Origin of the sequence: Rhodanobacter sp. LX-99 (assembly GCF_018599185.1) — a bacterium.
Taxonomy (GTDB): domain Bacteria; phylum Pseudomonadota; class Gammaproteobacteria; order Xanthomonadales; family Rhodanobacteraceae; genus Rhodanobacter.
Window position 1 is genome coordinate 1,088,332 of the sequence record NZ_JAHFVL010000001.1, and the last position, 26,154, is coordinate 1,114,485.

Genomic DNA, 26,154 nt, shown 5'->3' on the forward strand with positions numbered 1-26,154 from the left:
CGGCGCTATGCGAGGAAAACGCCTATTCTAACCCATGCTGCAATACGGCATAAGCCAAGGCCGGAACCCTCCTGGCGTTCCGCCCCGTACCTTGGCAGGGAGGGCGTGCAGGCAGCCTCAACCGCCCTGCTTCAGCGCCTGCAGCAGCTGTTCCGGGGTCACATAGCCGCCCAGGACGCGGCCGTCCGGGCCATAGATCGCCGGCGTGCCGTTGACGCCCAGCTTCACGCCCAGGTTGAACTGGTCCTTGACCGGGTTGTCGGCGCAGGTCGCCGGCGCCGGCGCATGGCCTTCCTTCGCGGCGGTGAACGCCGCCTTGCGGTCCTTCGCGCACCACACCGAGACCATCTCGGTATAGGTCGGCGTGGGCCGCCCGGCGGTGGTCACCAGGCCTTCGCGCGGCCACGCCAGGTACTCCACCGCGATGCCTTCCTTGTTGAACGCGGCCATGTGCTCGTGCAGCGCACGGCAGAAGCCGCAATTCACGTCGGTGAACACGGTGACCGTGTACTTCGGGTTCGGCGGCGCGAACACGATGCGCTCGGACGCCGGCACCCTGGCCAGTTCGGTCTTGCGGAAGCGCGCCCAAGCCGCGTCGCTGACGTTCTGCTTGCGACTCAGGTCGATCACGTCGCCGTGCATCGCGTACTTGCCGTCGGTGCTGACGTAGAGCATCTGCCCGGCGGCAATCACCTGATAGAAGCCCGGCATCGGCGCCGGCTCGATCGAATCGACCTGGACATTCGCCGCCAGGCTCTTGATCGCCTGCCGCACCATCTGCTGCGCCGCCGGCGTCACCGCCGGGCTGGTGGCCGGCGCCGCATCGTTTTCGGCAGCACAGGCGGCCAGGGAAAGTCCGCCGATGCACAGCGCCAGCAACAGTTTCTTCAACATCACCATCAACCTCGTTGGATCCGGGCCGCGCGGGGTAGCGGCCGCAGGAACACATTCTCGCACAGGCGGATGAACGCTCCTCGCTTGCCAGGCCGTGGCGAAGCGGTGCCCCGCCATATTCGCAAGACCCGTGATCGGACCCTCCGTTCAATGGTAAATTTCCGAAATGCAGGCAAGCGAGCCGGCAGAACGCCTTGCCGCACACTCGCCGCTTCGTCCAACGGCTTGAATTGCTGGGTGGAATCCTTTTGATCATCTGCGCTCCCAACGTATTGACCGCCGAGGAACTCGGCACGATCCGCAACGAACTTCGTGACGCTTCGTTCGTCGACGGCGCCAGCACGGCCGGCTGGTCGGCACGCGAGGTCAAGAAGAACCTGCAGGTCGACATCGATACCGAAAGCCAGGTCCGGCTGCGCGACATCGTGCGCAGCGCCTTCCTGCGCAACGGGATGCTGCAGGCGTCGATTCTGCCGTCCGCCATGACGCAGGTAATGTTCAACCGCTACGACGTCGGCATGCAGTACGGCCGGCATGTCGATGCCCCCGTGATGGGCGGACTCGGCAGTGCTGTGCGCACCGACGTGGCGATCACGGTTTTCCTGTCCGACCCCAAGAGCTATACCGGCGGCGATCTGGTGGTGGATACCAATGGCGTGGAATACGGCTTCAAGCTGGACGCCGGCTCCGCGATCGCCTACCCGGCCAACTCCCTGCACCACGTCACCCCGGTCACCCAGGGCGCCCGCTACGCCGCGATCATCTGGGTGCAGAGCCAGGTACGCGACACCGCCAAGCGCGAGCTGCTGTGGGACCTGGACAACGCCAAGCGGCAGATCTTCGGCCGCGAAGGCAAGAGCCCCACGTTCGACGCCATCAGCAAATCGCACGCGAACCTGCTGCGGATGTGGGCGGACGTGTAAATCATTGGATCGTTACGCACCTGCAACGACAGCACGCCTACGGACCGAAGCACTTTCGCGTTGCCATCGAAGCTCCCTGGCCCGACACGTCGGTTCCGCCAAAGTCGGCAGGTCAAGAAAGAAAGCCTTATCCTCTGAAAGTGCACTCTGATCAGTTTTCCCCGAGCCCACCTGGCGTCGGGAGATCACATACGCTGCAGATCAATGCAATGGCAACGACAGGTCGCGACGGAGCACCGTGGCACGGCACCTGTTGCTGCCAATCGACAGGACAGCGAAAAAATGCGCCCGGCCGGAATGTCGTGGTAAGGCCTGATGCACTTCAAAATGTGCCGTGGCTCACCTTTCCGCGAAGAATGATCGGATAAAAGCTGAGAAGCGGCGACGATGCCGCTTTATAGATGAGGACGTCGACATGAAAGATCATGCTACGAACGCAGGAGCCTCCGGCAACGAAGCTGCCCGCCCACTTGCGCGGCTATTCGCGACAACATTGAGCGCCCAGACAGTGGAAATGGCCACGAGTCCGGAAAATCTCCTGCTGACCAAAATAAACAGCGATCCAGAAGCCGACCAATTCGACTTCGGCTGATTCGCGGCGGCCGTTGCCCGCATGAGAGCGGGCAACGGCACTTCAGACGTGACGTCAATATCCGGATAACGACAATTCATGGATGAGCAAGCAGCCGTCCTGTTGCTGGGTTCGCCCCACGACCCCCATATCGCCGCTGTCGAGTGGGCCTTGAGGGTAAACGGTGTACGGTCCATAAGTGCACCTTTTTTTCCCTTCAGCCGGACCTCCAGAATCACTGTCGGGATGAGCCGCAATCATGAAACCCTGTGGATGTCGGATGCCTCGGTCGAATCCCTCCGCTCCGTATGGGTTCGCCGTCCCAAAGCACCGTCGCCATCGTTTGGCGTCCCGTCCGACCAACGGTTTCTCGCTGACGAATGGGGGCGGGTCCAGAAAAACCTTTTCGCTCTGGGCGGCACGCTTACTTCCGCATTATGGGTAAATTCGCCTGAAGCAGCCATCCGCGCGGAGAACAAGCTCCTTCAGCTTCACTTCGCCCGCCAGGTCGGACTGGAATTTCCAGATACGCTGGTGACCAATCACGCCGAGGAGGCCAGGGAATTCATTTCCCGCAAGGGCACGGTGATATTCAAGACCTTTGGCATGCATATGTGGAAGAACCGTAGTCGCGGAACTTACCATAGCGCTGGCGTAACGGTACTTGACCGGCAAAGCCAAGTTCCCGATGACGCCCTGGCCCTCTGCCCGGGCATTTTTCAGCCCTTCGTGAACAAGCAATACGACGTTCGTGCGACGGTGATCGGCAACCGGATTTTCGCCGTGAAACTGGGAAGGAGCGGCGGCGGTGCCTATGTGGATTGGCGGGTCAATACACGGGCGAAGGACTTCCAAGCCGAGGAATATGAGCTCCCGGACGATATCGCACAGCGCCTGCAGTCGCTCATGCAATGCCTTGGCTTGGTCTTCGGCTGCGCCGACTTCGTCCTGGATGATCGTGGCAAGCTGAAGTTTCTTGAAATCAACCAAGCCGGACAATTTCTGTTCGTCGAAAACATGTGTCCGAGCATAAGGATTTTGCAGGCAATGACGGCCATGTTATGCCACGGCAGTGTCGATTATCGCCTGGACGATAACGAGCCGGTTTCCCTGCAGGAATTCCTAACCGGCGACGCGCAGAAGCTGGATACCGAGGCGATGGAACGGGCGATGCCGGTTTTGTCCGTGGCCGATATCGAGGAATAAGGCGTAAGAGCGATCGTACGCCTCCAGCCGCCGGCGTTGCACACTTGGCGTGGAAAGCCTTCATACCATTGGGATACCTCAGGGGGATACCTCAGAGACATTATTCGATTCGTCGATGCTTCTCACCCCCGCGGATGATGCTGCGCATGCAGCCGCTTCAGGCCTTCCTTCGCCACCAGGGTGTAGATCTGCGTGGTGCTGAGCGAGCTATGGCCGAGCAGCATCTGCAGGGCGCGCAGGTCGGCGCCGTGGTTGAGCAGGTGGGTGGCGAAGGAATGCCGCAGCACGTGTGGCGAGATGCGTTTCGGGTTGATGCCGACCTTGAGTGCGTAGCGCCTCACCAAAGTCCAGAACATCTGTCGGGTCATGCCTTCGCCGCGTTTGCTCAGGAACAGCGCCTGCGGCTGGCGGCCTTTCGCCAGCGCCGGCCGCGCGTCGGCCAGGTAGGCGCCGATGCGTGCCAGCGCTTCCTCGCCGACCGGCACCAGCCGGTCCTTGCCGCCCTTGCCGGTGACGCGCAGCACGCCCTGACGCGGGTTCAGCGCGGCCAGCGGCAACTCCACCAGTTCGGACACGCGCAGGCCGGAGGCGTACATCAGTTCCAGCATCGCGCGATCGCGCAGGCCCAGCGTGGTGCCGGTGTCGGGCGCGCCGAGCAGGCCCTCGATCTCGCGTTCGGCCAGCGCCTTGGGCAGGCTGCGCGGCAGCTTCGGGCGCTCGATCAGCAGGGTGGGATCGGCGAAGCCCGGCTCGCTGCGGGCGAGGAACGCGTAGTAGCGGCGGAACGCCGACTGCCGCCGCGCGATCGAGCGCACCGCCGCCGGCTGCGCGCCGTGATACGCGGAAATATCCTCGCGCCGTGCCGTGCGCAGATCGCGCCCGCGCGTGGCCAGCCAGAGCGCCAACGCCTCGAGGTCGCGCCGGTACGCCTCCAGCGTGCGGTCGGCCAGGCCGTCCTCCGACCACACCCGTTCCACGAATGTGCTTATGCTCAGCCGGTCGGCTTCGGCGATACTGGCGCGGCTTTCTTCCTTTCCCATGCGCACGATGCTGGCCATTGCGCGCGCACTACGCAAGCGACCGACCCACGATGCCCGTGAACCTTGCCACCACCGACACTCCCTGCCCGCTGTGGCGCCGCCTGCTGGCGCTGGTCTACGACCTGCTGATCGTGGTGGCGATCGTGATGGTGGTGGGCCTGCTGTGCCAGCTCGCCACCGGCGGCAAGCTGATCCGCACCGGCGCGACGGTGGCCGTGCCGATCTGGTACCAGGCGCTGCAGGGCGCGGTGGTGGCGGCGTACTTCATCAGCTCGTGGCGACGCGGCGGGCAGACGCTGGGCATGCGGCCGTGGCGCATCCGGGTCACCCGCGACGACGGCGGCACTCTCTCACTGCAGCAGGCGCTGATCCGCGTGCTGGTGGCGGCCGCGCCGCTGGTGTTGCTGTTGCTGGCGCCGGTGCTCGGGCTGCGCACGACACTGTGGACGCTGCTTGCCGTGTGGGCCGGCTGGTTCGCCGTGGCCGTGTTCGATCCGCGCCGGCGTGCGCTGCACGACATCGCGGCCGGCACCGAGGTCCGCCGGCTGGACTGAGCATCCCGCCCTGGGCCGGGCTTCACACTTCGCTCAGCGCGAACCGGGTTCAATCCGCCGATGCCCGAACCGCTCCACGCCGAAGACCGCAGCGACGCCGACCTGATTCGCACCAACCGCGGCTTCTACGAGTCGCTGTGGGCGCAGGCGAAACTGATCGCGCCGGAGCGCTTCAATACCTGGCCGCTGCTGCGCGAGCTGGCCGACGCCGCACCGCGCCGGCTGGAGGTGGCGCCCGGCCTGCGCCCGCGGCTGCCGTTGCGCGGCACCTGTTTCGTCGACCTCAGCCATGCTGCGCTGCGACGCCTGCACGACAGCGGCGCCGAGGCGGTGCACGGCATGATCGGCGCCCTGCCCTGCGCCGACGCCAGCTTCGACCTGGTCTGCGCGCTCGACATCCTCGAACACGTCGCCGACGACGACGGCGCACTGGCCGAACTGGCGCGCGTGGCCGCACCCGGCGCCAGCGTGCTGCTGTCGGTGCCGCTTCATCCGGCGGCATGGACTGCGTTCGACGACTTCGTCGGCCACTGCCGCCGCTACGAGCCGGAGCAGGTCGCGGCCCGGTTCGCCCGGCACGGCTTCATCATCGAATGCAGTGCGGTGTACGGCATGCAGCCGAAGTCCTCGCGCCTGCTCGAGCTCGGCCAGTGGTACCTCACCCACCGGCGCGAGCGCGCGATGTGGTGGTACAACCGCGTGTTCATGCCGCTCGGCCTGCGCTTCCAGAAGCCGCTGCGATGGCGCGATGGCCTGGGCGACACGGACGGGGTCGACGAACTGCTGCTGCGCTGCCGTTACCGTCCGGCGGCAACGCCAAGTCACTGATTGGACTGGATGCCGCGATTGCGGCGTCGCAACACGCCAGGGTCAAACGGCGCTAAGATGATCCTTTCGTCTGCGGCTCACCCACCTCCGATGCTTTATCAGATCCATGAATGGCAACGCGCGTTCCTCGGCCCGTTGAGCCACTTCGCGCAGGCCGGCGCGCGCATGCTCAACGATGCCAGCAGCCCGTTCGCGCAGATGCCCGGCGCGCAGCGGATGGCTGCCGGCTACGAGCTGGTCCATCGCCTCGGCAAGGATTACGAAAAGCCCGAGTTCGGCATCCACACCGCCACCGCGCACGAGCACGAGATCGCGGTGATCGAGCGGGTCGCGCTGGCCAAGCCGTTCTGCCAGCTGAAGCGCTTCAAGCGTTTCAGCGACGACCCGTCCACCATCGAGAAGATGAAGAGCGATCCGGTGGTGCTGGTGGTGGCGCCGCTGTCCGGCCATCACGCCACGCTGCTGCGCGACACCGTGCGCACGCTGCTGCGCGACCACAAGGTCTACATCACCGACTGGGTCGACGCGCGCATGGTGCCGGCCGCGGCCGGTCCGTTCGGGCTGGACGACTACATCGCCTACGTCGAGGAATTCATCCGTCACATCGGCGCGTCCGCGCTGCACGTGATCTCGGTGTGCCAGCCGACCGTGCCGGTGCTGGCGGCGGTGTCGCTGATGGCCGCACGCGGCGAAGACACGCCGCGCAGCCTGACCATGATGGGCGGCCCGATCGACCCGCGCCGCAGCCCCACCAGCGTCGACAACCTGGCCACCAACCAGCCGCTGTCGTGGTTCAGGGGCAACGTGATCCACACCGTGCCGTCGAACTATCCCGGCCGCGGCCGCGAAGTCTACCCAGGCTTCCTGCAGCACGCCGGCTTCATCGCGATGAACCCCGGCCGGCACCTCAGCTCGCACTGGGACTTCTACCAGGACCTGCTGCGCGGCGACCTCGACGACGCCGAATCGCACCGCAAGTTCTACGACGAGTACAACGCCGTGCTGGACATGCCGGCCGAGTTCTATCTCGACACGATCGAGAAGGTGTTCCAGCAATTCCTGCTGCCGCGTGGCCTGTGGGACGTGGCCGGCGAACGGGTGGATCCCGCCGCGATCAAGCGCAGCGCCCTGCTCACCGTCGAGGGCGAACTGGACGACATCTCCGGCCTCGGCCAGACCGAAGCCGCGCACGACCTGTGCAGCAGCATCCCGGCCGGACGCCGCGCGCACAAGGTGATCGAAGGCGCCGGCCACTACGGCATCTTCAGCGGCCGCCGCTGGCGCGAAACGGTCTACCCGCAGGTGCGCGATTTCATCCGCCAGTTCGATGCCGCCCCGGCAGGCACGCGCGGCGCGGCGAAGGTCAGCCGCGCGCGAAAAACCCGCTGAACGCCGCGACGACGCGCTGGATGCCGTCGTCGTCGATGTCCAGATGCGTCACCAGGCGCAGCGTGGGCAGGTAGCCGATGCTGATGCGGATGCCGGCCTCGCGCAGATGGACGTCCAATTCGCGAAGGCGTTCGGCGGGCACGTCGACGAACACCATGTTGGTGTACTGGCCGAGCAGGTCGATGCCGGCGATCTCGCGCAGGCGGCCGGCCAGGTAGGCCGCGCGGCGGTGATCGTCGGCCAGCCGTGCCACGTGGTGATCCAGCGCATGCAGTCCCGCCGCGGCAAGGATGCCGGCCTGGCGCCAGCCGCCGCCGGTGACCTTGCGCCAGCGCCGTGCCTTGTCGACCAGCGCGTGCGAGCCGAGCAGCACCGAGCCGACCGGCGCGCCCAGCCCCTTGGACAGGCACACCGATACCGTGTCGAAATGCCGTGCGACCTCGCGCGCCGGCACGCCACCGGCGACGGCGGCGTTGAACAGGCGCGCGCCGTCCAGATGCAGGCCGAGTCCGTGCGAGCGCGCCACGTCGTGTGCAGCCTGGAGGTAGTCCAGCGGCAGCACGCGGCCGTGCCAGGTGTTCTCCAGCGCCAGCACGCGGGTTCGCGCGAAGTGCGGATCGACCGGCTTGATCGCCGCCTCGATGCGCTCCAGCGGCAACGTGCCGTCGGCCGCCTGCACGATCGGCTGCGGCTGGATCGAGCCGAGCACCGCGGCGCCGCCGCCTTCGAACTTGTAGGTATGCGCATCCATGCCGACCAGGTATTCGTCGCCGCGCTCGCAGTGCGCGAGCAAGGCGAGCAAGTTGGACTGGGTGCCGCTGGGCACGAACAGGCCGGCGTCGAAACCGAGTTCGTCGGCCAGCCGCTGCTGCAATGCGTTGACCGTGGGGTCCTCGCCGTAGACGTCGTCACCGACTTCGGCCGCCAGCATCGCCGCGCGCATCGCGGCGGTCGGACGCGTCACCGTATCGCTGCGCAGATCAACCCATTCCACGGCTCACTCCTTAGCTGTCGGCAAAGGAGGTCAGCTTGGCCGCATCGGGCGTCCCGGGCAAGCCCGGAAAGGCACGGCGCGTGGAAAATCGCGTTACGCCAACAGCCCGAAATGCACCATCAACCAGCCGGCTGAAGCGCTGATGTAGATACAAACTCCCAACCAGAATCCAAAAGAATTCTTGTGCCAGATTGGCTTGGTCATGCTTCCCCCGAAAAACGCGAGCAGTAGCCGCACGGTACGCGCGGCTCACCTGCCTGCAGACAAGCCAGTTTCGTACCACGACAGGCCTCGCCAGAGGTTTGACCCGAGCGGGGCCGTCGTGTTGCGACCATGCTCACACTAACGGCGTGGCTGCTCGCGCCGTCGGGTTCGTTGCGTTCACCGAAGAGGCCGGAGAAGAGTCCGCACATGCGCGGACTGCGCGCACAGGGATGCGCCGCACTGACACAAATGGTCGATCCTGGCCCCGCCAGGTCAGACGCGCCGGCGGAAATACAGCCAGGCCGCCGCCACCAGGATCGATGCCGGCAGCAGGTTCGCAAGCAACGGCGGCATGCCGTATACCGTGCCGAAATTCACCATCGCCTGCTGCAGGAAATACCAGCCGAGCGCGAGCAGGATGCCGATGAACATGCGCTTGCCCAGGCCGCCGGAACGCAGCGAGCCGAACGCGAACGGCATCGCGCACAGCACCAGCACCAGCACGTTGAGTGGATACAGCGCGCGGCCCCAGAACGCCACCGCATAAGTGCCGGGGCTCTGGCCGTTGCCTTCCAGGTAATCCATGTTGCGGCGCAGGTCGCGCATGGAAAGGTACTGCGGCTGGATCACCGACTGCGCCAGCACCTGCGGATTGAGGCTGGACTGCCACGGCAAGCTGACCGCCGTGCTGGCATGCGTGCCTTGCGCGTCGAGCGTGGTGGTGCGCACATCGTGCAGCACCCACTGCCTGCCGCTGTGCTCGGCGGTTCTGGCCCATTGGAAACGGCTGAGCTGGCCATCGGCAGTGAAGGTGAATACACGCACATCACTCAGCTGCACCGCGCCGACGCCGTCACGCTGCTTCAGCGAAGTGCCGCGCGCATTGATGATGTCGTCGCCGTCGCGCGCCCACAGGCCGCTGCTGGTGCCCATGCCGAGGTTGCCGGACTTCATGCGCAGCTGCATCACCTGCGCCTGCTGGTCGCCCCACGGCGCCAGCGTCTCGCCCATGATCACCACGCCGACGATCAGCACCGCGACCACGCCGACCGCGGAACCGGCGATGCGCAACCGCGACATGCCGGCCGCGCGCAACGCGGTGAGCTCGCCTGTGCCGGCCAGCCCTCCCAGGCCGAGCAGGCCGCCGATCAGCGCGGCATTGCCGAACATCTCGTAGGCGCGGCGCGGGAACGTCACCAGCACATAGGCCACCGCATTGCTCAGCGTGTAGCCGTGCTTGCCGACGTTGCCGAGTTGGCGCAGCAGCTGGGTGACCGCATCGAAACCGGTCAGCACCAGCCACACCATCAGCATCGAGCCGAGCACGCTCATCGCCACCAGCCGGTCGACCCGCTTGATGTTGAACACCGTCATGCCGGCACACCCGGCTGCTGCGCACGCAACTTGCGCGGGGAATACTGCTTCCACAGCATCCAGCCGGCCAGCGCCAGCACCAGCGCATGCAGCGCCCACAGCGGCGCCTCGTTGTGCCAGTGGCCCTTGCCGATCTGCGCGCGGCCCAGTGCCAGCAGCGTGTAGTAGAGATAGAACGTGACCACCGCCAGCAGCAGCCGGCCGTACTTCGGTTCACGCGGACTCTGCCGCGACAGCGGCAACGCCAGCAGCAGCAGCACGAAGGTCAATGGCGGCGCGTTGGCGCGCCAGGCGAACTCGGCGCGGTCGTCCGGATCGTCCGACTGGGCCAGCGCCCAGCTGCTTTTCGAATGCGCCGGGTCGTCGTCTTCGTCGGCCTGCACATTGGACAGCGAGGTGTCGTTGCGCTGGTACTGCATCTGCCGCCAGTTGTTCAAGCCGAGCGGGATGTCGTACTGCCAGCCGTCCTTGAACGCGATGAAGCGGCCGTCGCCGTTGCTCTCCTGGTACAGCTCGCCGCTGGCTGCGCTGACCACCTTCAGGTGCGGCGGGCCGTCCTTGCTGTCGCTCTGGGTCGCCACGAACGTGCGCCCCAGCTTGCTGCCGTCGCGGCTGAGGTTGTCGACGAAGATGATGCCGCCCTTGCCCGGCAGCTCGGTGAAGCGCCCCGCATCCAGCCCGGCCGCAATCACCGAACGGTTCGCCGCGGCCACCATCGCATCGCTGGTGCGCACCGCCCACGGCCCCAGCCACAGCGAGACCAGCGCGGTGATCGCCACCAGCGCCGTGCCGAGGAGCAGCACCGGCCGCAACAGTCCGCGCGGGCCCATGCCGGAGGAGGACAGCACGTGCATCTCGCTCTCGCGGTACATCCGCCCCAGCCCCAGCAGCACGCCGATGAAACTGGCCAGCGGCATCATGTTGGTGAGGCCGTCGAGCGTGCGCAGGCCCAGCACCTGGAACATCACGCTGGCCGGGAAGCTGCCGTTAGCTACCTGCTGCAGCACCCGGGCGAACGCACTGCCGGCCACGACCACCAGCAGCACCGCCACGGTGGCGGCCACGGTCTGCGCCAGCTCGCGCAGGAAATAGCGGTCGAGGATGCTCAGCATGCGATAAACTTGTCCGCTTGAACGGTTCGGCCCGATCGGCCGGCAAACCGCAAGTCTAGCCTGTCCGGCCGCAAGCCGGGCCCACGCAGGGACCACCCCGATGACACTCCAGTTCAGCCTCGGCTCCGCCGCCCCCGCTACCGTCGACAGTGCCTGCGTGCTGGTCGGCGTCTACGAACAGGGCGTGCTGACCAGTGCGGCCGCCCAGGTGGACAGCGCCGCCGGCGGTGTGATCAAGCGCCAGGTGGAAAGCGGCGACATCAGCGGCAAGGCCGGCGCCACCACCGTGCTGTTCGCGCCGGCCGGCGTCGCCGCGCAACGCGTGCTGGTGGTCGGCCTGGGCGCACAGAAATCGTTCGACGCCGCGCGCTACCAGAAGGTGAACATCGAGGCGGCGCGCGCGCTCGGCCGCCTGCCGGTGGCGAACGCGACGTCCTACCTCACCGAAGTGGACGTGCCCGGTCGCGACAGCGCCTGGCGCGTGCGCATCGCCGCGCTGGCCAGCGACCACGCCGCCTATCGCTACACCGCCACGTTCAAGCCGCGCGACAAGAACAAGCAGACCGAACTGGCCGCGCTGGCGTTCGCCGCCGGTACCGACGCGCAAGGCGGACTCGACCAGGCCGTGGCGATCGCCGCCGGCGTGCGCTTCGCCCGCGAGCTGGCCAACCTGCCGCCGAACATCTGCAACCCGGCGTATATCGCGGCGCAGGCGCAGGCCTTCGCCGACGCGCAGGACAAGGTCAGCTGCACCGTGCTCGACGACGTCGCGATGGAGAAGCTCGGCTTCGGCTCGCTGCTGGCGGTCGCGCGCGGCTCGGTCAACAAGCCGCGCCTGATCGCCCTCGAGTACAAGGGCGGCAATGACGGCGACAAGCCGTATGCGTTCGTCGGCAAGGGCGTCACCTTCGACTCCGGCGGCATCAGCCTGAAGCCCGGCGCCGGCATGGAGGAGATGAAGTTCGACATGGGCGGCGCCGCCGGCGTGCTCGGCGCGTTCGTCGCCGCGGTGAAGATGGGCCTGAAGCTCAACCTGGTCTGCGTGGTGCCGGCCGTGGAGAACATGCCCGACGGCGACAGCTACCGCCCCAGCGACGTGCTGACCAGCCTGTCCGGGCTCACCATCGAAGTGTTGAACACCGACGCCGAAGGCCGGCTGATCCTGTGCGACGCATTGACGTACACCGCGCAGACGTACCAGCCGCAGGCGCTGATCGACGCCGCCACGCTCACCGGTGCCTGCGTGATCGCGCTGGGCAAGCACGCCAGCGGCCTGATGAGCAAGCACGACGACCTCGCCGCCGAACTCATCGCCGCCGGCGAGGAAACGCTCGACCGCGCATGGCGCCTGCCGCTGTGGGACGACTACCAGGCCCAGCTCGACTCCGGCTTCGCCGACGTCGCCAACATCGGCGGCAAGAGTGCCGGCGCGATCACCGCCGCGTGCTTCCTGTCGCGCTTCACCGACGGCCAGCGCTGGGCCCACCTGGACATCGCCGGCACCGCCTGGGACGAAGGCCGCAAGGGCCTCGCCACCGGCCGACCGGTGGCGCTGCTGGCGCAGTGGCTCTTGGACCGGGATTCGTGATTCGGGATTCGGGATTGGCAAAAGCCCGAGCCCGCCTCATGCTGCTTTACCGAATCCCCAATCCCGACTCCCGAATCCCGGCTCTTATCCCATGCCTCGCGCCGACTTCTACCTGATCGACAAGCCGCGCTTTCGCGAACAGCCGCTGTTGCTCGTTTGCGAACTGGCGAGGAAGGCGTTTGCGGGACAGCAGCCGACGCTGATCCTGACCCGCGACCACGACCAGGCGCATGCGCTGGACGAGCTGCTGTGGGAGTTCGACGACGACGCGATGATTCCGCACCAATTGGCCGGCGATGACGACGACGACGAAGTCGCGGTGCTGATCGTGCCGCCCGGCGTCGACAGCGCCGACCGGCCGCTGCTGATCAACCTGCGCGAAACCTGCCCCGCCGGCCGCTACCAGCGCGTGCTGGAAGTGGTGGCGGCCGATCCCGCCGAACGCGACGGCTCGCGCACGCGCTGGCGCGAATACCAGCGGCTGGGTTTCGAGCTGCACAAGTACGACATGTGATTCACGCCAGCACCGACGCCGGCGCGCCGTTCACCGCCCGCGCCAACGCATCGGCCAGCTGCTCGCCGCTGAGCGGCTTGCGCAGGAAGCCGTCCATCCCCGCCGCGCGCGCCTTCGCCTCGTCCTCGCTGCCCTGGCGCGCGGTCACCGCCACGATCGGCAGGTGCTGCCCGGCGTGCTCGCGCTGGCGGATCAGGCGCGCGACCTGGAAGCCGTCGACGCCGGGCAGGTCCAGGTCCAGCAGCACCGCGTCGAAGCCGGCATGCGCCAATTCGGCCAGCGCGGCCAGCCCGTTGACCACATGCACCACCGCGTGGCCCTCGCGTTCCAGCAGGCCGCGGATCACCGCCGCCACGATGCTGTCGTCCTCCACCAGCAGCAGGCGATAGCTGCGGTCCGCCGCCACCTCCATCGCGGGCGCGGCGGGGGCCGGCTCGGCCAGCGGCAGGCGCACGCGGAACGTGCTGCCGTGCCCCAGCCGCGACTCCAGCTCGATGCTGCCGCCCATCATGTCCACCAGCTCGCGGCAGATCGCCAGGCCCAGTCCGCTGCCGGCACGGCGCTGCGGTCCCTCGGCCTGCTCGAAGCGCTGGAACAGCCGCGCCTGGCTGGCTTCGGGAATGCCCGGCCCGGTGTCGCTGACGCTGAACTGCAGGCCGCCATCGATCCGCTGCGCGCGCAAGGTGACCTTGCCGTGCTCGGTGAACTTCAGCGCGTTGTTGGCCAGGTTCAGCAGCACCTGCTTGATGCGCAGCGCATCGCCGAGCAGTTGCGCCGGCAGGTCCGCGGCCGCGTCGAGCACGAAGCGGATGCCCTTGGCGTGCGCCAGGCCCTGCTCCAGCTGCGCCACGTCGTCGAGCAGCTGGCGCGGATCGAACGGCACCGGCTCCAGCTCCAGCTTGCCCGCCTCGATCCGCGCCAGGTCCAGCGCGTCGTTGAGCAGCTTCAGCAGCATCCCGCCGGAACGCTGCATCGCCTGCGTGTAGTCGTGCTGCTGCGGATCGAGCGGCGTGCTCAGCAGCAGTTCGGCCATGCCCATCACGCCGGTCATCGGCGTGCGGATCTCGTGGCTCAGCGTGGCCAGGAACTGCGTCTTCGCCGCGCTCGCCGCCTCCGCCATCTGCCGCTGCTGCTCGACCAGCTGCACGTGATGCCGCTGCGCCAGGCGACGGCGCCAGCCGTGCAGCGCCAGGCCGACCACCGACACCAGCAGCAGTGCGTAGATCGCCCACGCCCACCAGCGCAGCCACGGCGGCGCTTCCACATGGATGCGCAGCGGCGTGGGCAGGTGCACCCACAGACCGTCGGCGCCCGCGGCCATCGCGTCGAGCACGTAGTCGCCTGCGCCCAGCCCGGTGAAGTCGCGTTCGCCGCGATTGCCGGTGTCCACCCAGTCACTGTCGAAGCCATGCAGCAGGAAACGGTAATGGTTGGCGGACGGGGCGATATAGGAGAACACTCGCGCATCGACCGCGAGCTGGCTGTCGCGCCAGCCGACTTGCAGTGGTTGCGTGCCGATCGGCAGCACCTGCGTGGCGCCGCGGCGGCGTACCCGGGCCTGGGTGAGCGCCATCTGCGGCACGCTGGTTTGCCGATTGCTCCGGTCCGGGTCGAACGCCACCACGCCACCCAGTGTGGCGGCATAGATATAGCCGCTCGGCATCCGCGCGTAGCCGCGGAAGAACTCGCCGTTGGTCAGGCCATCCTGCAGGCCGAACGAACGGAACGCGCCGGTGTCCGGATCGAAACGCCACAGGCCGTCGTGGCCGAACACCCAGACGCGCCCCGCGGCATCGACGCGCAAGTCGGTGACGTTGACCGACGGCCAGCCATGCGACGCGTCGACTCGGCGATCCGCCACGATGCCGTCGCCGCGGCGGCGGTAGTGCGTCAGCCCGTCGGCGTTGGCCATCCACAGCCCGTCGCCGGTGAAATCGAAGGCATCGACGGATTGCCCGGCCGGTCCGCCGGGCACCATCACGAAGCGGTCCTGCGCCTTGTCCAGCCACATCATGCCGCCGTCGCTGGCGTACCAGAAGATGCCGTCGCGCAGCGTCATCTGGCTGCCCCAGCGCACCTTGTCGCTGGAGCCGTCCATCGGCACCGGATGGACCGCCAGCGTCTCCGGGTCGATGCGGAACAGACCCTGGCCGAAGGTGCGCGCATACATCTGGCCGTCCGGCCCGGGCTCCACCTCCAGCGGACGCTGCATCACCGCGCCAGCCGGATCGACCCGATCTAGCCGGCCGTCGGTATTGCGGTATATCGCGCCCTGCACCACCACCCACAGGCGCTGCTTCGCATCCTCGGTCATGCCGACCACGTCGCCGCGCAGCCCCGACAGCACGTGCTCGACCGTGCCCGTCACCGGGTCGAGCCGGTCGATCCGGCCGCCGCGCTGACCGACCCATACGTGGCGGCCGTCCTTGCCGCGCGCCATCGTGGTCGCGATCGCGTCGCGCAAGCTGGACGGGTCGTCCGGCGTGTGCGTGAAGCGGCTGAAGCGGCTCCAGCCCGGCGCCAGATACGCCACGCCGCCGTCGTACAGCACCGCCCACAGCCCGCCTTCGCGATCGACCATCAACTGCCACACCCAGGTGCCCGGCAGGTTGCCGTAGAGCACCGGCTGGTCGGTCACCGCCGTCACCGGCCCACCTGCCTGCGTCTGCAGGAACAGCCCCTTCTGCGTGCCGATCCACAACCGGCCGGCGGTGTCCCGCACGCTGCTCATCACGTTGGTCGCGGGAATCACGCCGGTACCGAAGCGGCGCGCCACGCCATCCGCGCCGACGATCCACAGGCCATCCGTGGCGGCGAGGCGCACTTCGTCGCCGTCGCCGTCGATCCGCCACGCATCGATGATTCGCCGCGGCTCGGCCGATGGCACGCGGCGGATCGCGCCGTCCGCCTCGCGCACGAACACGCCGTGGCTGCTGCCGATCCACATCCGCCCGCGTCCGTCCACGTACAGGGCGGCCACGGTGCCGACCGCGGCCGGCGTCGCGCCCAGCAGCGGATCGACCACGTGCTCGAACCCGCTCTCGTCGGGGCGCATCCGGTCGAGCCCGCCGGCGCTGCCCACCCACAACGCGCCGTCGGCGGTCTGTGCCACCGCCCAGACCCGGTCGCTGGCCAGGCTGGCGGGATCGGCGGGGTCGTGCCCCCAGTGCCGGAACGTGCCGCTGGCGTCGTCGTAGCGGTTCAACCCCGCGTTCAGGCCGGCGGCCCACAGGCGCCCCTGCCGATCGACCGCCAGCGTGGCGATGCCGTTGTTGTACAGCGAGCCCGGATCATTCTCGGCGTGCCGGAACACCTCGAAGCGGACGCCGTCGAAACGCGCCAGGCCGCCCTTGGTGCCGAACCAGATCGCGCCGTCGCGGTCCTGCGCCACGGCATAGACATTGGTGCTCGGCAGCCCATCCGAAGTGTTGTAGCGACGAAACTGCGGGGTCGGCAGCGGGTCGGCCTGAAGCGCGGCAGCCGGGGGCGCCGGTACGCCCGACGCGGACGTGGCCAGGGCCAGGACCAGCAAGACTGCTGAAAGCATGAGGTTGTCCCCTTTGGGCTTCCCGTCCCGCCTGCGCCATGCCGTGCACGAACCTGTCGTCCGCGAACGAGGCGTCGTACCGGCTTCTGTCCCGTGCCGCCATGATGCCAAAACCCTCATGCCGGCGCGAGCATGCGCCGACAGGCGCGCGCGGTTCAGACGGACGCGTCGGTCAGCGGCGCGACGGATACCGCCCGCGCCAACGCATCGGCCAGTTGCTCGCCGCTGAGCGGCTTGCGCAGGAAGCCGTCCATCCCCGCTGCGCGCGCCTTCGCCTCGTCCTCGCTGCCCTGGCGCGCGGTCACCGCCACGATCGGCAGGTGCTGCCCGGCGTGCTCGCGCTGGCGGATCAGGCGCGCGACCTGGAAGCCGTCGACGCCGGGCAGGTCCAGGTCCAGCAGCACCGCGTCGAAACCGGCATACGCCAGCTCGGCCAGCGCGGCCAGCCCGTTGACCACATGCACCACCGCGTGGCCCTCGCGTTCCAGCAGGCCGCGGATCACCGCCGCCACGATGCTGTCGTCCTCCACCAGCAGCAGGCGGTAGCTGCGGTCCGCCGCCACCTCCATCGCGGGCGCGACGGGGGCCGGCTCGGCCAGCGGCAGGCGCACGCGGAACGTGCTGCCGTACCCCAGCCGCGATTCCAGCTCGATGCTGCCGCCCATCATGTCCACCAGCTCGCGGCAGATCGCCAGGCCCAGTCCGCTGCCGGCACGGCGCTGCGGGCCCTCGGCCTGCTCGAAGCGCTGGAACAGCCGTGACTGGCTGGCTTCGGAAATGCCCGGCCCGGTGTCGCTGATGCTGAACTGCAGCCCGCCCTCGATCCGCTGCGCGCGCAAGGTGACCTTGCCGTGCTCGGTGAACTTCAGCGCGTTGTTGGCCAGGTTCAACAGCACCTGCTTGATGCGCAGCGCATCGCCGAGCAGTTGCGCCGGCAGGTCCGCGGCCGCGTCGAGCACGAAGCGGATGCCCTTGGCGTGCGCCAGGCCCTGCTCCAGTTGCGCCACGTCGTCGAGCAGCTGGCGCGGGTCGAACGGCACCGGCTCCAGCTCCAGCTTGCCCGCCTCGATCCGCGCCAGGTCCAGCGCGTCGTTGAGCAGCTTCAGCAGCATCCCGCCGGAACGCTGCATCGCCTGCGTGTAGTCGTGCTGCTGCGGATCGAGCGGCGTGCTCAGCAGCAGTTCGGCCATGCCCATCACGCCGGTCATCGGCGTGCGGATCTCGTGGCTCAGCGTGGCCAGAAACTGCGTCTTCGCCGCGCTCGCCGCCTCCGCCATCTGCCGCTGCTGCTCGACCAGCTGCACGTGGTGCCGCTGCGCCAGGCGACGGCGCCAGCCGTGCAGGGCCAGGCCGACCACCGACACCAGCAGCAGTGCGTAGATCGCCCACGCCCACCAGCGCAGCCACGGCGGCGCTTCCACATGGATGCGCAGCGGCGCCGCGAGCGTGCTCCACTCGCCATCCGCACCGGCGCCCATCACCTCCAGCGTGTAATCGCCTGCGCCGAGCCCGGCGAACTCGCGTTCGCCATGATTGCCGGCATCCACCCAGTTGCTGTCGAAACCGTGCAGACGGAAGCGATAGCGGTTGGCGGCCGGATCGACGAACGACGCCACTCTCGCCTCGACGTGCAGGTCGCGATCACGCCAGTGCAGTTGTATCGGCTGGCCCAGCGCCAGCGGCTGGATGCGGTTGTTCCGTCGCACCGTGACCCGGGTCAGCGTCAGCAGCGGCGGTGCACCGCGTTGCTCCGGCTTCGCCAGGCGTTCCGGCTGGAACGCCATCACGCCTCCGCTGCTGGCGGCGAACAGTGTCCCGTCCAGCGCCATCTCGATCGAGCCATTGGTGAACTCGCTGCTCGACAGGCCCTGCGACGGGCCGAACTCGGTGAACTGCTTCGTCTTCGGCTCGAACCGCCACAGCCCGGGGTTGGCGAACAGCCACAGTTGGCCCTGGTGGTCGACCTGGATGGCCATCAGGTCGGCGGCGAACGGCAGGCGGCTGATGTCGACGCTGGCATCGCGCTCGGCACGATCATCGACATGACGGTAATGCTCGAGCGCATGGTCGGTGGCGGTCCAGAAACCACCGGCATCGAACGCGAAGGCGAGGATTTCGTGGCGCGGCACACCGGGCACGAAGGCCAGGCGTTGGTCCGGGCCGTCGCCACGCAGCAGGCCGCCGGCGCTGGCGTACCACACGCGGCCCGCATGGAAGCTCAACTGGTCGTGGAAGCGGGTGTCGCTCGGCGCATCCGTCGGCATCACCGAGGTCGCGACCAGGCTGTCGGGATCGAGCGCAAACACGCCCTCGCCCCATGAGGACACATAGATGCGCCCATCGTCGCCGGCAACGAGCGCGGTGGGCCGGCTGATGTGGCTTTGTTTCGCTGCGAGGGCGGTCAGCTTGCCGCGGTCGTAACGGTAGATTTCACCTGGCCCGGCGATCCACAACCGGCCTCGGGTGTCTTCCGCCAGCGAGGCGAGGTTGCCGCGCAGGTTCTTCACCACATGGCTGACTGCGCCGGTGGCTGGATCCAGCTTGTCGACCCAGCCGTTGAAGCCGCCGACCCACAGCTGGTTGTCGCGGCTGCGGCGCACCGACAGCGCGGCAATATTCGACAGACTCTGCGGATCGTCGGGAACGTGGGTGAAGCGGGTGAACCCGTTCCAGCCCGGCGGCAGGTAGGCGACGCTGGATTGGTCGAAGGTGAACCAGAGTCCGCCCTCGCGATCGCGCAACACCTGCCACAGGCGATCGCCGGGCAGGCCACCGGGCAGCAGCGGCTGGCCGACGATGTGCTGCAGCGGGCCGTTGCCGTCATCCAGCCAGACGCCGTTCAAGCTGCCCATCCACAAGCGGCCCTGCACATCGCGGGCACTGCTGAGGATCCGCAGCGACGACAGTTGCGGGCTCGCCAGCGGACGCGCCACGCCATCGGCGCCGATCACCAGCAGGCCGCCTTCCAGCGCCACCCGCACTTCGTCCCCGCCACCATCGATGCGCCAGACCTTGCCGATCTCGCCACGGAAGGCCGGATCCACCGGCACGCGCCGGATCGTGCCGTCCGGCTGGCGCAGGTACAGGCCGCTGTGCGCGCCGATCCACAGCCGCCCGTCGGCTTCCGCCAGCAGCGCGCGGGTGGCGCCGAACGAGCCGGCGTGGCTGCCGTCGATATCCAGCGGGATGTGGTCGAAACCGCTGCCGTCCGCCCGCAGGCGGTCCAGCCCGTCCTGCGTGGCGACCCACAGCCGGCCATCGGACGTCTGCGCGATGCTCCAGACTTCGTTGTTGGCGAGGCTGTCGGGCTTGTCGTCGTCATGCGCCCAGTGCCGGAAGCGGCCGCTCGTCTGGTCGTAGACGGTGAGCCCGGTCGAGACGCCGCCGGCCCAGACCCGGTTGTCGCGATCGACGAACAGCGCATAGGTCTGGTTCGCCGGCAGCGACAGCGGATCGCCCACGACATGCCGGAACACCGTGAAGTCGACGCCGTCGAAGCGCACCAGGCCGCCGGCCGAACCGAACCACATCAGCCCGTTGCGATCCTGTGCCACGGCATAGATCGCCCCGCTGGGCAGGCCATTCGCCGTCTCGTAGCGGCGGAACTGCGGCGTCGGCAACGGACCCGCTGTCTGTGCGCCGGGCGCGGCCAGGGCAACCGGCATCGGCACGGACGCGCCCAGCACCACGCCCAGCAGCCAAGCGGACAACCTTGATCCGTTCCCCATCAGTCCCCCGAACCGGTGCTGCGAATCCGCGCCGGCCTCGGCCGAAGCCGTGTCCCAGTGCACGATAGTGCCAAAACCACGTCGCGGGCGCGAGCAGGGCCTGCGCAAGGCCGGCGGCAGGAAGCTGGCTAGAATGCGCGGATGTCCCGACGCCTGCGATTGCTGTTCACCGCGTTAGCCATGGCCGCGCTGCTGTGGCTGCTGTTCGCCGCCGCCGAACGCGCGCTCGCGCTGGCGCAGCGTTTCCTCGATTTGCCGACGTGGCTGCAATGGACGCTGGGCGGCGTGCTGCTGATCTTCGCCGCGGCTGGCCTGAGCGTGCTGTGGTGGCTGCTGCGTCCGCGCCGCAAGCGCCGGCCGCTGCCGGTGCCCGATCGCGGCAGCCTGGAGCAGCGCATCGGCCAGTTGCGCGAACGCGGTGCCGACACCGGTGCGCTGGCGGCCGAACTTGGCGAGCTCGACCGCCGCCGCGCCAGCGCGCGCGTCTACGTCGCGCTGTTCGGCGAAATCTCCACCGGAAAGTCCAGCCTGATCCGCGCGCTGGCGCCGCAGGCGCAGGTCGCCAGCGACGTGCGCGGCGGCACCACCCAAGCCGTCGGCCACTATGACGGCCAACTGCCGGACGGCCGCACGCTGGTGCTGGCCGACGTGCCCGGCAGCCGCGAAGCCGGTGGCGAGGCGCACGAAACGCTGGCACGCGAGGAAGCGCTGCGCGCGCACGTCGTGATCTATCTCTGCGCCGGTGATCTCAACCGCAGCCAGGCCGACGAGTTGCGCTGGCTGGCCGACTTCGGCAAGCCGCTGCTGCTGGTGCTGAACAAGGCCGACCAGTGGAGCAGCAGCGAACTCGATCAACTGCTGGCGCGCCTGCGCCGGCACGCGCGCGGCATCGCCGGCGCGGTGCTGGCGATCAGCGCCGGCGGCAGCGAGCGCTACCAGCGCCAGCTTGCCGACGGCAGCACCGAGTCGGTCGAGCGCCAGCGCAGGCCAGCAATCGAACCGTTGCTGCAGGCACTCGAACGGCTTACCGCGCCGGGCGCCGATGGCCTGGAGGACCTGCGCGAGAACGCCGTGCTGGCCGGCCTGCACCAGCGTACCGGCACGCTGGAAGCGCAGGCCCGCGCCGAGGAAGCCGAACGCATCGTGCGCAAGTACGCGCGCCGCGCCATCGTCGGTGCGCTGGCCGCGGTGGCGCCGGGCAGCGACCTGGTGATCCAGGGCGTGCTCGCCACCGGCCTCACCCGCGCGCTCGCCGAACTGTACGGCGTCAAGGTCAGCGACGTGCAGATCGAGGATTTCGTGCAGCAGGCCAGGCTCACCCTGCGCACCGGCAGCTCGATCGTGCTGGCCGTCGCCGGCAACGCGCTGAAGGCGTTCCCCGGCCTCGGCACGCTGGGCGGCGGCGTGCTGCACGCATTCGCCTACGCGCTGATCTTCGACTCGATGGGCCGCGCGCTGGCCGCCTCGCTGGCCGAACGCCACAGCCTCGATCAGGACGACGCCGGCGCCCGCCTCAAGGAACTCCTCGCCGACGCCGGCGGCACCCGCCTGCGTCAGTTGGCCACGCTGACGATGGAAGCAGTGCGCGAGCGCGCGGAATGAAGCCCTTCGCCCGGAGTGGTGCATGCGGCAGTCGCATTTCCATGCTTTTGAAAAACTCAAGTGCAGAGCAGTCGATCGCCTTCGGCGACCGAGTCACTTTTCTCTTGCGTAGCCAAGAGAAAAGTAACCAAAAGAGAAGGCCACCCCGCTTGGCGCTTGCCGAGCATCCTGCCCGGCAAGTCCGTGAGGGCCGGCCGGGTTTTTCGACCGGACTCCTGTCCGGGCGAAAAAGGATCGGCATCCCTGCCGATCCCCCTGCGGGCCTGTCGTCCGTCCCTCACCGCCGTACAGGGGCCCCGGGTAAAGCAGCGGGCCATCGTGGCCCGCACTCGGTGATAAAGCTCGGAAGCGAAGCAAGGCAGCAGCCGGAGCAACGCGTCGCTCTGCCATTGCTCTACTTTTGATCCGGCTCTTCTGAAAAGTGCGCGCAGGATGCGCGCCGCTCTACCCGGGTCCCCTCTGAAGCGGCGTGCGGGTGGAGGAAAGCCCGCAGGGTGGCCGGCAGGGATGCCGGCCAGTTTGGCGTCAGGGCAGGATGCCCTGTCGACAAACCCCGTAACCCGCACGCGGACTTTCCGGGCATGGATGCCCGGAAAGCGCGTAAGCGGGGTGCCCCTCTCTTTGGTTACTTTCTCTCGGGCAAGCGAGAGAAAGTAACTCGCCCTCCGAAGGAGGACGAAAGCTCTCGCTCTCGATCTCCCAACAGCCACACCAGAAAGCAGCCGATGAAGCGGTTTTCTGCAGAAGCCCTTACGGCGTTCCCGCGAACGCCGCGCGCAGCCAGTCGTGCATCAGGCGGTAGCTGCGGGCGGCGGCGCGCTCGTCGTAGCGGCAGCCGGGCGAGTTCTCGCCAACTTCGGTGAAGCAGTGCACCGCGTGGCCGATCACCACGAACTGCCAGTCGGCTGGGCTCATGCGCATCTCGTCCATGAACTTGTCCGCATCCGGCATGGTGCCCTTGTCGTCGGCGCCGTTCATCGCCAGCACGCGCGCCTTGATGTTTTTTGCCAGCGCCGGGTTGTCGGTATCCAGGCCGCCGTGGAACGACACCACCGCCGCGACGTCCGCGCCGCTGCGCGCCAGGTCGAGCACGGCCGAACCGCCGAAGCAGAAGCCGATCGCGGCCAGCTTCGCCGCGTCGAGCGGCGCGTTCGCGGCCTGCGCCTTCAACTGCTCCAGTGCCATGTCGATGCGCTTGCGCATCAGCGCGCGATCGCCGTACAGCGGCTTCACCGCCGCCTGTGCCTGCGACGCGTTGCCCGGCTGCGGGCGCACGCCGGCGCCGTACATGTCGGTGAGCAGGATCACGTAATCCTTGCCGGCAATCATTTCGGCCTTCTTTACGGCTGTGTCATTGATGCCGTACCAGTTCGGCACCATCACCAGGCCCGGGCGCTTCGCGCTCGAAGCGTCGTCGTAGACCAGCACGCTGTGGAAGCGGGTACCGTCCTGCGTCCACTCGACCGGGCGGTGCACCATCTTCGCCTGGACGGCAACACTTGAACCGGCGAGCAACAGCAGGCAGCAAAGTCGGGCCATACGCATGGTCAATCCTCCGGTGGGTTGGCGGCACCCTCTTCCTGCACGCAGGAAGAGGCGCAAAGACTAGAGTCCCGCAGCGTGTTCCGAGAGTTTCCGCTTCAGCGGCGTAAGCCGGTCGAGCAGACGCACGCCGACGCCGCGCGCGGCGACCAGCGCCGGCGACCGCCACGCGTAGATGCGCGCCAACGCGTCGAAGCCCAGCGCGTCCAGCGTGTCGGCGCTGCGTCGGCGGCGCGCGTAACGGCGCAGTACGTGCGCGGCTCCGATGTCGCGGCCGGCCGCGCGTGCGTCGATCAGCGTATCGCGCAGCTCGGCCACGTCGCGCAGGCCCAGGTTGACGCCCTGCCCGGCCAGCGGATGCACTGCGTGCGCGGCGTCGCCCAGCAGCACGAAACGATCGGCCTGGTAACGCTCGGCCAGCTGCAGTTTCAACGGGAACGCCGCACGCGGCGTCGCGGCAACGATCCGGCCCAGCCGGAAATCGCTGGCCACGCCCAGCTCGTCCAGGAAAGCCTGCTCGTCCAGTGCCAGCACGCGCCGCGCCTCGGCCTCGGGCAGCGACCACACGATCGAGCTGCGCCCGTCGGCCAGCGGCAGCAGGGCCAGCGGCCCACCCGGCAGGAAACGTTGCCACGCGGTGTCTTCGTGCGGGCGTTCGGTGGCAACGTGCGCCACCACCGCACGCTGCGCGTAATCGCGGCCGCGCGTGCCGATGCCGGCCAGCTGGCGCAGCGGCGAAGCGGCGCCGTCGGCCGCCACCAGCAGGCCTGCAGCCAGCGTCTCGCCACCGGCCAGTTCCAATTGGACGCGATCCTCGCGCGCCTCGAAACCCTGCACCTCGACCGGACACAAGCGGCGCACGCCAGCGGCTTCCAGCGCTTGCCACAACATCCACTGCACCAGGCTGTTCTCCACGATGTAGCCGAGCCGGCCGCGGCCCTCGCTGGCTGCGTCGAAGTCGATCGCCGCGCCGCTTTCGGCGTCCCACACGTGCATGTGCGAATACGGGCCGGCGCGAGCTTCACGAATGGACGTCCAGACGCCCAATTCGTCAAGCAGCATAGCCGACGACGGCGCCAGCCCGACCACGCGCAGGTCCACCTCGGCGTTCGCGTCCCATGCCGCCGGCGCGTGCGCCTCCAGCAAGGCGGTGCTGAAGCCGGCCCGTGCCAGCGCCAGCGCAGCGGCGGCACCGACCATGCCGCCGCCGACCACGGCCACGTCCAGCGCCGGTGCGCGGCGCCGGGGAGGCATGTCCTGCAGCGGAGTGTTCATGGCAGGCGCTCCAGCACCGCCAGTGGCGGCGCGTCGCGAAAGCCCATGCCGCGGCGCGCCAGCGTGCGTTGCAGCGGCGGCAGCCGGTCGCAAGCCAACAACGCCAGCGAACGCAGTGGCGCCAGCAGCGGTTGCGGCAGGCAGGCCAACCGCACCAGGCCGTGGCTCATCGCCATGGTGCCTTCGCGATCCGGCGCGCGCCGCGCGGCGTAGCGTTCCAGCAGACCAGCCGCGCCCGGATCAGGCGCGGCCGCCACCAGCTCGGCCAGGGTCAGCGCATCGCGCAGGCCCAGGTTGAAACCCTGCGCGCCGATCGGATGCACGGTCTGCGCGGCATTGCCCACCAGCACCGCGCGCGGCGCGGTCAGCTGCGCGGCGGCGACCCGGTGGATCGGGTACGGATGACGCCTGCCCGGCCGGCTGAGCCTGCCCAGCCGCCAGCCGAAACGGCGTTGCGCCAGTTCGATGAAGCCCGCATCGTCCAGCGCGGCCACCGCATCAGCCTCGTCGGCGGACACCGTGAGCACCAGGCCGCAGCGGCGCTCGGCCAGCGGCAGCAGCGCGATGGGACCGTCGTCGGCAAAGCGCTCGTACGCGCGGTTCGCATGGTCGCGTTCCGGCGTGACCGTGCACACGAACAGGGCCTGCCGGTAGTCGTGCCGCTCGGCGGCGATACCGAGCTGCGTGCGCACGAACGACTGCGTGCCGTCGGCGCCGACCAGCAGCGGCGTGTCGAGGCTGCGCGCGCCGTCGGCGGTGGCGACCTGCGCGCGCCAGCCGCCGGCCAGCGGCTGCAGCGCGGACAAGGTGGCCGGCGCCAGCCGGGTCAGCCGGGTGCATTCGTCCAGCCGGCGCAGCAGCGCGGTGCCAAGTTCGCGCGCCGGCAGGGTCCAGCCCAGCGCATCGACACCCTGCCTGTCCGCGTCGATGCGCGCGCTGCCGAACTCGCCGGCACGACTGACATGGATGTGCTTGATCGGCGTGGCGCGGGCGGCGGCATGCCGCCACACGCCAATGGCCTCGAGTCCGTTGACGGTGGCGCGGGCCAGCGCCAGGTTGCGCTCGTCGTAGCTGGGCTGGGCGTCGGCGCGCGGCGCAGCACTCTCGACCAGGGTGGCGGCGATGCCGGCGGCATCCAGCGCGATCGCCAGACTGGCGCCGACCAGGCCGCCACCGACGATCAGCACGCCAGACTCGCTCACGACGGGGGATTCGGGGACATTCATGCGCCGATGATACGCGCTGGCGCTGTCGGCGTTGCGGCGCGTT

Annotated in this window: 19 protein-coding genes; 9 read left to right on the top strand and 10 right to left on the bottom strand. The window is 68.6% G+C overall.

Annotation, left to right across the window (positions count from 1 at the left end; genetic code table 11):
* Positions 1-117: 117 nt before the first annotated feature.
* On the bottom strand, positions 118-891 hold the full coding sequence (locus KK131_RS05295) for a DsbC family protein (RefSeq protein ID WP_214556653.1): 774 nt from the start codon (positions 889-891) through the stop codon (positions 118-120).
* A 251-nt stretch (positions 892-1,142) separates the two neighbouring features.
* On the opposite strand from KK131_RS05295, the gene KK131_RS05300 reads away from it, so the two are divergent.
* From KK131_RS05300 to KK131_RS05310, 3 genes are all read left to right on the top strand, one after another.
* Positions 1,143-1,817 (top strand): Fe2+-dependent dioxygenase, encoded by a 675-nt coding sequence (locus KK131_RS05300; RefSeq protein ID WP_214555650.1) that lies wholly within the window; start codon positions 1,143-1,145, stop codon positions 1,815-1,817.
* A gap of 415 nt (positions 1,818-2,232) precedes the next feature.
* The gene (locus tag KK131_RS05305; RefSeq protein ID WP_214555651.1) at positions 2,233-2,409 is read left to right on the top strand and encodes a hypothetical protein; all 177 of its coding nucleotides are present in this window, start codon (positions 2,233-2,235) and stop codon (positions 2,407-2,409) included.
* A 78-nt stretch (positions 2,410-2,487) separates the two neighbouring features.
* Positions 2,488-3,594, top strand: a complete 1,107-nt coding sequence (locus tag KK131_RS05310) for a hypothetical protein (protein WP_214555652.1) — start codon at positions 2,488-2,490, stop codon at positions 3,592-3,594.
* 122 nt (positions 3,595-3,716) lie between these two features.
* On the opposite strand, the gene xerD is transcribed toward KK131_RS05310, so the two are convergent.
* Complete coding sequence (gene xerD, locus KK131_RS05315; protein ID WP_214555653.1) at positions 3,717-4,634, bottom strand: site-specific tyrosine recombinase XerD; 918 nt, start codon at positions 4,632-4,634, stop codon at positions 3,717-3,719.
* Positions 4,635-4,684: 50 nt separating this feature from the next.
* Here xerD and KK131_RS05320 point away from each other — a divergent pair, with 50 nt between their 5' ends.
* The 3 genes from KK131_RS05320 (at position 4,685) to phaZ (ending at position 7,405) form a co-directional block, all read left to right on the top strand.
* The gene (locus KK131_RS05320) at positions 4,685-5,188 is read left to right on the top strand and encodes an RDD family protein (protein ID WP_214555654.1); all 504 of its coding nucleotides are present in this window, start codon (positions 4,685-4,687) and stop codon (positions 5,186-5,188) included.
* A 60-nt stretch (positions 5,189-5,248) separates the two neighbouring features.
* A complete protein-coding gene (locus KK131_RS05325) occupies positions 5,249-6,016 on the top strand; it encodes a methyltransferase domain-containing protein (protein ID WP_214555655.1) in 768 nt (255 codons plus the stop codon).
* Positions 6,017-6,106: 90 nt separating this feature from the next.
* A complete protein-coding gene (gene phaZ / locus KK131_RS05330) occupies positions 6,107-7,405 on the top strand; it encodes a polyhydroxyalkanoate depolymerase (RefSeq protein ID WP_214555656.1) in 1,299 nt (432 codons plus the stop codon).
* Here the strand turns inward: phaZ and ltaE are convergent.
* The 3 genes from ltaE to lptF all read right to left on the bottom strand — a co-directional run bounded on the left by ltaE (position 7,380) and on the right by lptF (position 11,089).
* Positions 7,380-8,399 carry a low-specificity L-threonine aldolase gene (ltaE, locus tag KK131_RS05335; protein WP_214555657.1) on the bottom strand — a complete coding sequence of 340 codons (1,020 nt, stop codon included), beginning with the start codon at positions 8,397-8,399 and terminating at the stop codon, positions 7,380-7,382. The two genes, phaZ and ltaE, sit on opposite strands and share 26 nt — an antisense overlap.
* 477 nt (positions 8,400-8,876) lie before the next feature.
* Entirely contained in the window at positions 8,877-9,977 is a 1,101-nt protein-coding gene (gene lptG, locus KK131_RS05340) for an LPS export ABC transporter permease LptG (RefSeq protein WP_214555658.1), read from the bottom strand.
* The gene (gene lptF, locus KK131_RS05345; RefSeq protein WP_214555659.1) at positions 9,974-11,089 is read right to left on the bottom strand and encodes an LPS export ABC transporter permease LptF; all 1,116 of its coding nucleotides are present in this window, start codon (positions 11,087-11,089) and stop codon (positions 9,974-9,976) included. The genes lptG and lptF overlap by 4 nt, the downstream gene beginning before the upstream one ends.
* Before the next feature lie 100 nt (positions 11,090-11,189).
* Here lptF and KK131_RS05350 point away from each other — a divergent pair, with 100 nt between their 5' ends.
* Positions 11,190-12,677, top strand: a complete 1,488-nt coding sequence (locus KK131_RS05350) for a leucyl aminopeptidase (protein ID WP_214555660.1) — start codon at positions 11,190-11,192, stop codon at positions 12,675-12,677.
* A 91-nt stretch (positions 12,678-12,768) separates the two neighbouring features.
* Positions 12,769-13,191, top strand: a complete 423-nt coding sequence (locus KK131_RS05355) for a DNA polymerase III subunit chi (protein ID WP_214555661.1) — start codon at positions 12,769-12,771, stop codon at positions 13,189-13,191.
* A 1-nt stretch (position 13,192) separates the two neighbouring features.
* Here the strand turns inward: KK131_RS05355 and KK131_RS05360 are convergent, their stop codons facing one another.
* Positions 13,193-16,738 carry a hybrid sensor histidine kinase/response regulator gene (locus KK131_RS05360; protein WP_214555662.1) on the bottom strand — a complete coding sequence of 1,182 codons (3,546 nt, stop codon included), beginning with the start codon at positions 16,736-16,738 and terminating at the stop codon, positions 13,193-13,195.
* 155 nt (positions 16,739-16,893) lie between these two features.
* Positions 16,894-20,448: a two-component regulator propeller domain-containing protein gene (locus tag KK131_RS05365; RefSeq protein WP_345777211.1), complete on the bottom strand. Its 3,555-nt coding sequence runs from the start codon at positions 20,446-20,448 to the stop codon at positions 16,894-16,896.
* A gap of 159 nt (positions 20,449-20,607) precedes the next feature.
* Between KK131_RS05365 and KK131_RS05370 the strand changes: the two genes are divergently transcribed.
* Positions 20,608-22,068 carry a GTPase gene (locus tag KK131_RS05370; protein ID WP_214555664.1) on the top strand — a complete coding sequence of 487 codons (1,461 nt, stop codon included), beginning with the start codon at positions 20,608-20,610 and terminating at the stop codon, positions 22,066-22,068.
* Positions 22,069-22,818: 750 nt separating this feature from the next.
* Here the strand turns inward: KK131_RS05370 and KK131_RS05375 are convergent.
* Genes KK131_RS05375 through ubiH form a run of 3 tightly spaced genes read right to left on the bottom strand, consistent with a single transcriptional unit; the run spans position 22,819 to position 26,111 of the window.
* Positions 22,819-23,613, bottom strand: a complete 795-nt coding sequence (locus KK131_RS05375; protein WP_214555665.1) for a dienelactone hydrolase family protein — start codon at positions 23,611-23,613, stop codon at positions 22,819-22,821.
* Between the two features lie 60 nt (positions 23,614-23,673).
* Positions 23,674-24,885 (bottom strand): UbiH/UbiF/VisC/COQ6 family ubiquinone biosynthesis hydroxylase, encoded by a 1,212-nt coding sequence (locus tag KK131_RS05380; RefSeq protein ID WP_214555666.1) that lies wholly within the window; start codon positions 24,883-24,885, stop codon positions 23,674-23,676.
* Positions 24,882-26,111: a 2-octaprenyl-6-methoxyphenyl hydroxylase gene (gene ubiH / locus KK131_RS05385; RefSeq protein ID WP_214555667.1), complete on the bottom strand. Its 1,230-nt coding sequence runs from the start codon at positions 26,109-26,111 to the stop codon at positions 24,882-24,884. Before ubiH ends, KK131_RS05380 begins: the two co-directional genes overlap by 4 nt.
* Positions 26,112-26,154 lie beyond the last annotated feature (43 nt).

Excerpts from the sequence above, each read along its gene's own strand:
- KK131_RS05305 (WP_214555651.1), top strand. The coding sequence starts at position 2,233 with ATGAAAGATCATGCTACGAACGCAGGAGCCTCCGGCAACGAAGCTGCC.
- KK131_RS05370 (WP_214555664.1), top strand. The coding sequence starts at position 20,608 with ATGTCCCGACGCCTGCGATTGCTGTTCACCGCGTTAGCCATGGCCGCG.
- KK131_RS05320 (WP_214555654.1), top strand. The coding sequence starts at position 4,685 with ATGCCCGTGAACCTTGCCACCACCGACACTCCCTGCCCGCTGTGGCGC.
- phaZ (WP_214555656.1), top strand. The coding sequence starts at position 6,107 with ATGCTTTATCAGATCCATGAATGGCAACGCGCGTTCCTCGGCCCGTTG.
- xerD (WP_214555653.1), bottom strand. The coding sequence starts at position 4,634 with ATGGGAAAGGAAGAAAGCCGCGCCAGTATCGCCGAAGCCGACCGGCTG.
- lptF (WP_214555659.1), bottom strand. The coding sequence starts at position 11,089 with ATGCTGAGCATCCTCGACCGCTATTTCCTGCGCGAGCTGGCGCAGACC.
- KK131_RS05325 (WP_214555655.1), top strand. The coding sequence starts at position 5,249 with ATGCCCGAACCGCTCCACGCCGAAGACCGCAGCGACGCCGACCTGATT.
- KK131_RS05360 (WP_214555662.1), bottom strand. The coding sequence starts at position 16,738 with ATGCTTTCAGCAGTCTTGCTGGTCCTGGCCCTGGCCACGTCCGCGTCG.
- lptG (WP_214555658.1), bottom strand. The coding sequence starts at position 9,977 with ATGACGGTGTTCAACATCAAGCGGGTCGACCGGCTGGTGGCGATGAGC.
- KK131_RS05380 (WP_214555666.1), bottom strand. The coding sequence starts at position 24,885 with ATGAACACTCCGCTGCAGGACATGCCTCCCCGGCGCCGCGCACCGGCG.
- KK131_RS05375 (WP_214555665.1), bottom strand. The coding sequence starts at position 23,613 with ATGCGTATGGCCCGACTTTGCTGCCTGCTGTTGCTCGCCGGTTCAAGT.
- ubiH (WP_214555667.1), bottom strand. The coding sequence starts at position 26,111 with ATGAATGTCCCCGAATCCCCCGTCGTGAGCGAGTCTGGCGTGCTGATC.
- KK131_RS05350 (WP_214555660.1), top strand. The coding sequence starts at position 11,190 with ATGACACTCCAGTTCAGCCTCGGCTCCGCCGCCCCCGCTACCGTCGAC.
- KK131_RS05355 (WP_214555661.1), top strand. The coding sequence starts at position 12,769 with ATGCCTCGCGCCGACTTCTACCTGATCGACAAGCCGCGCTTTCGCGAA.
- KK131_RS05310 (WP_214555652.1), top strand. The coding sequence starts at position 2,488 with ATGGATGAGCAAGCAGCCGTCCTGTTGCTGGGTTCGCCCCACGACCCC.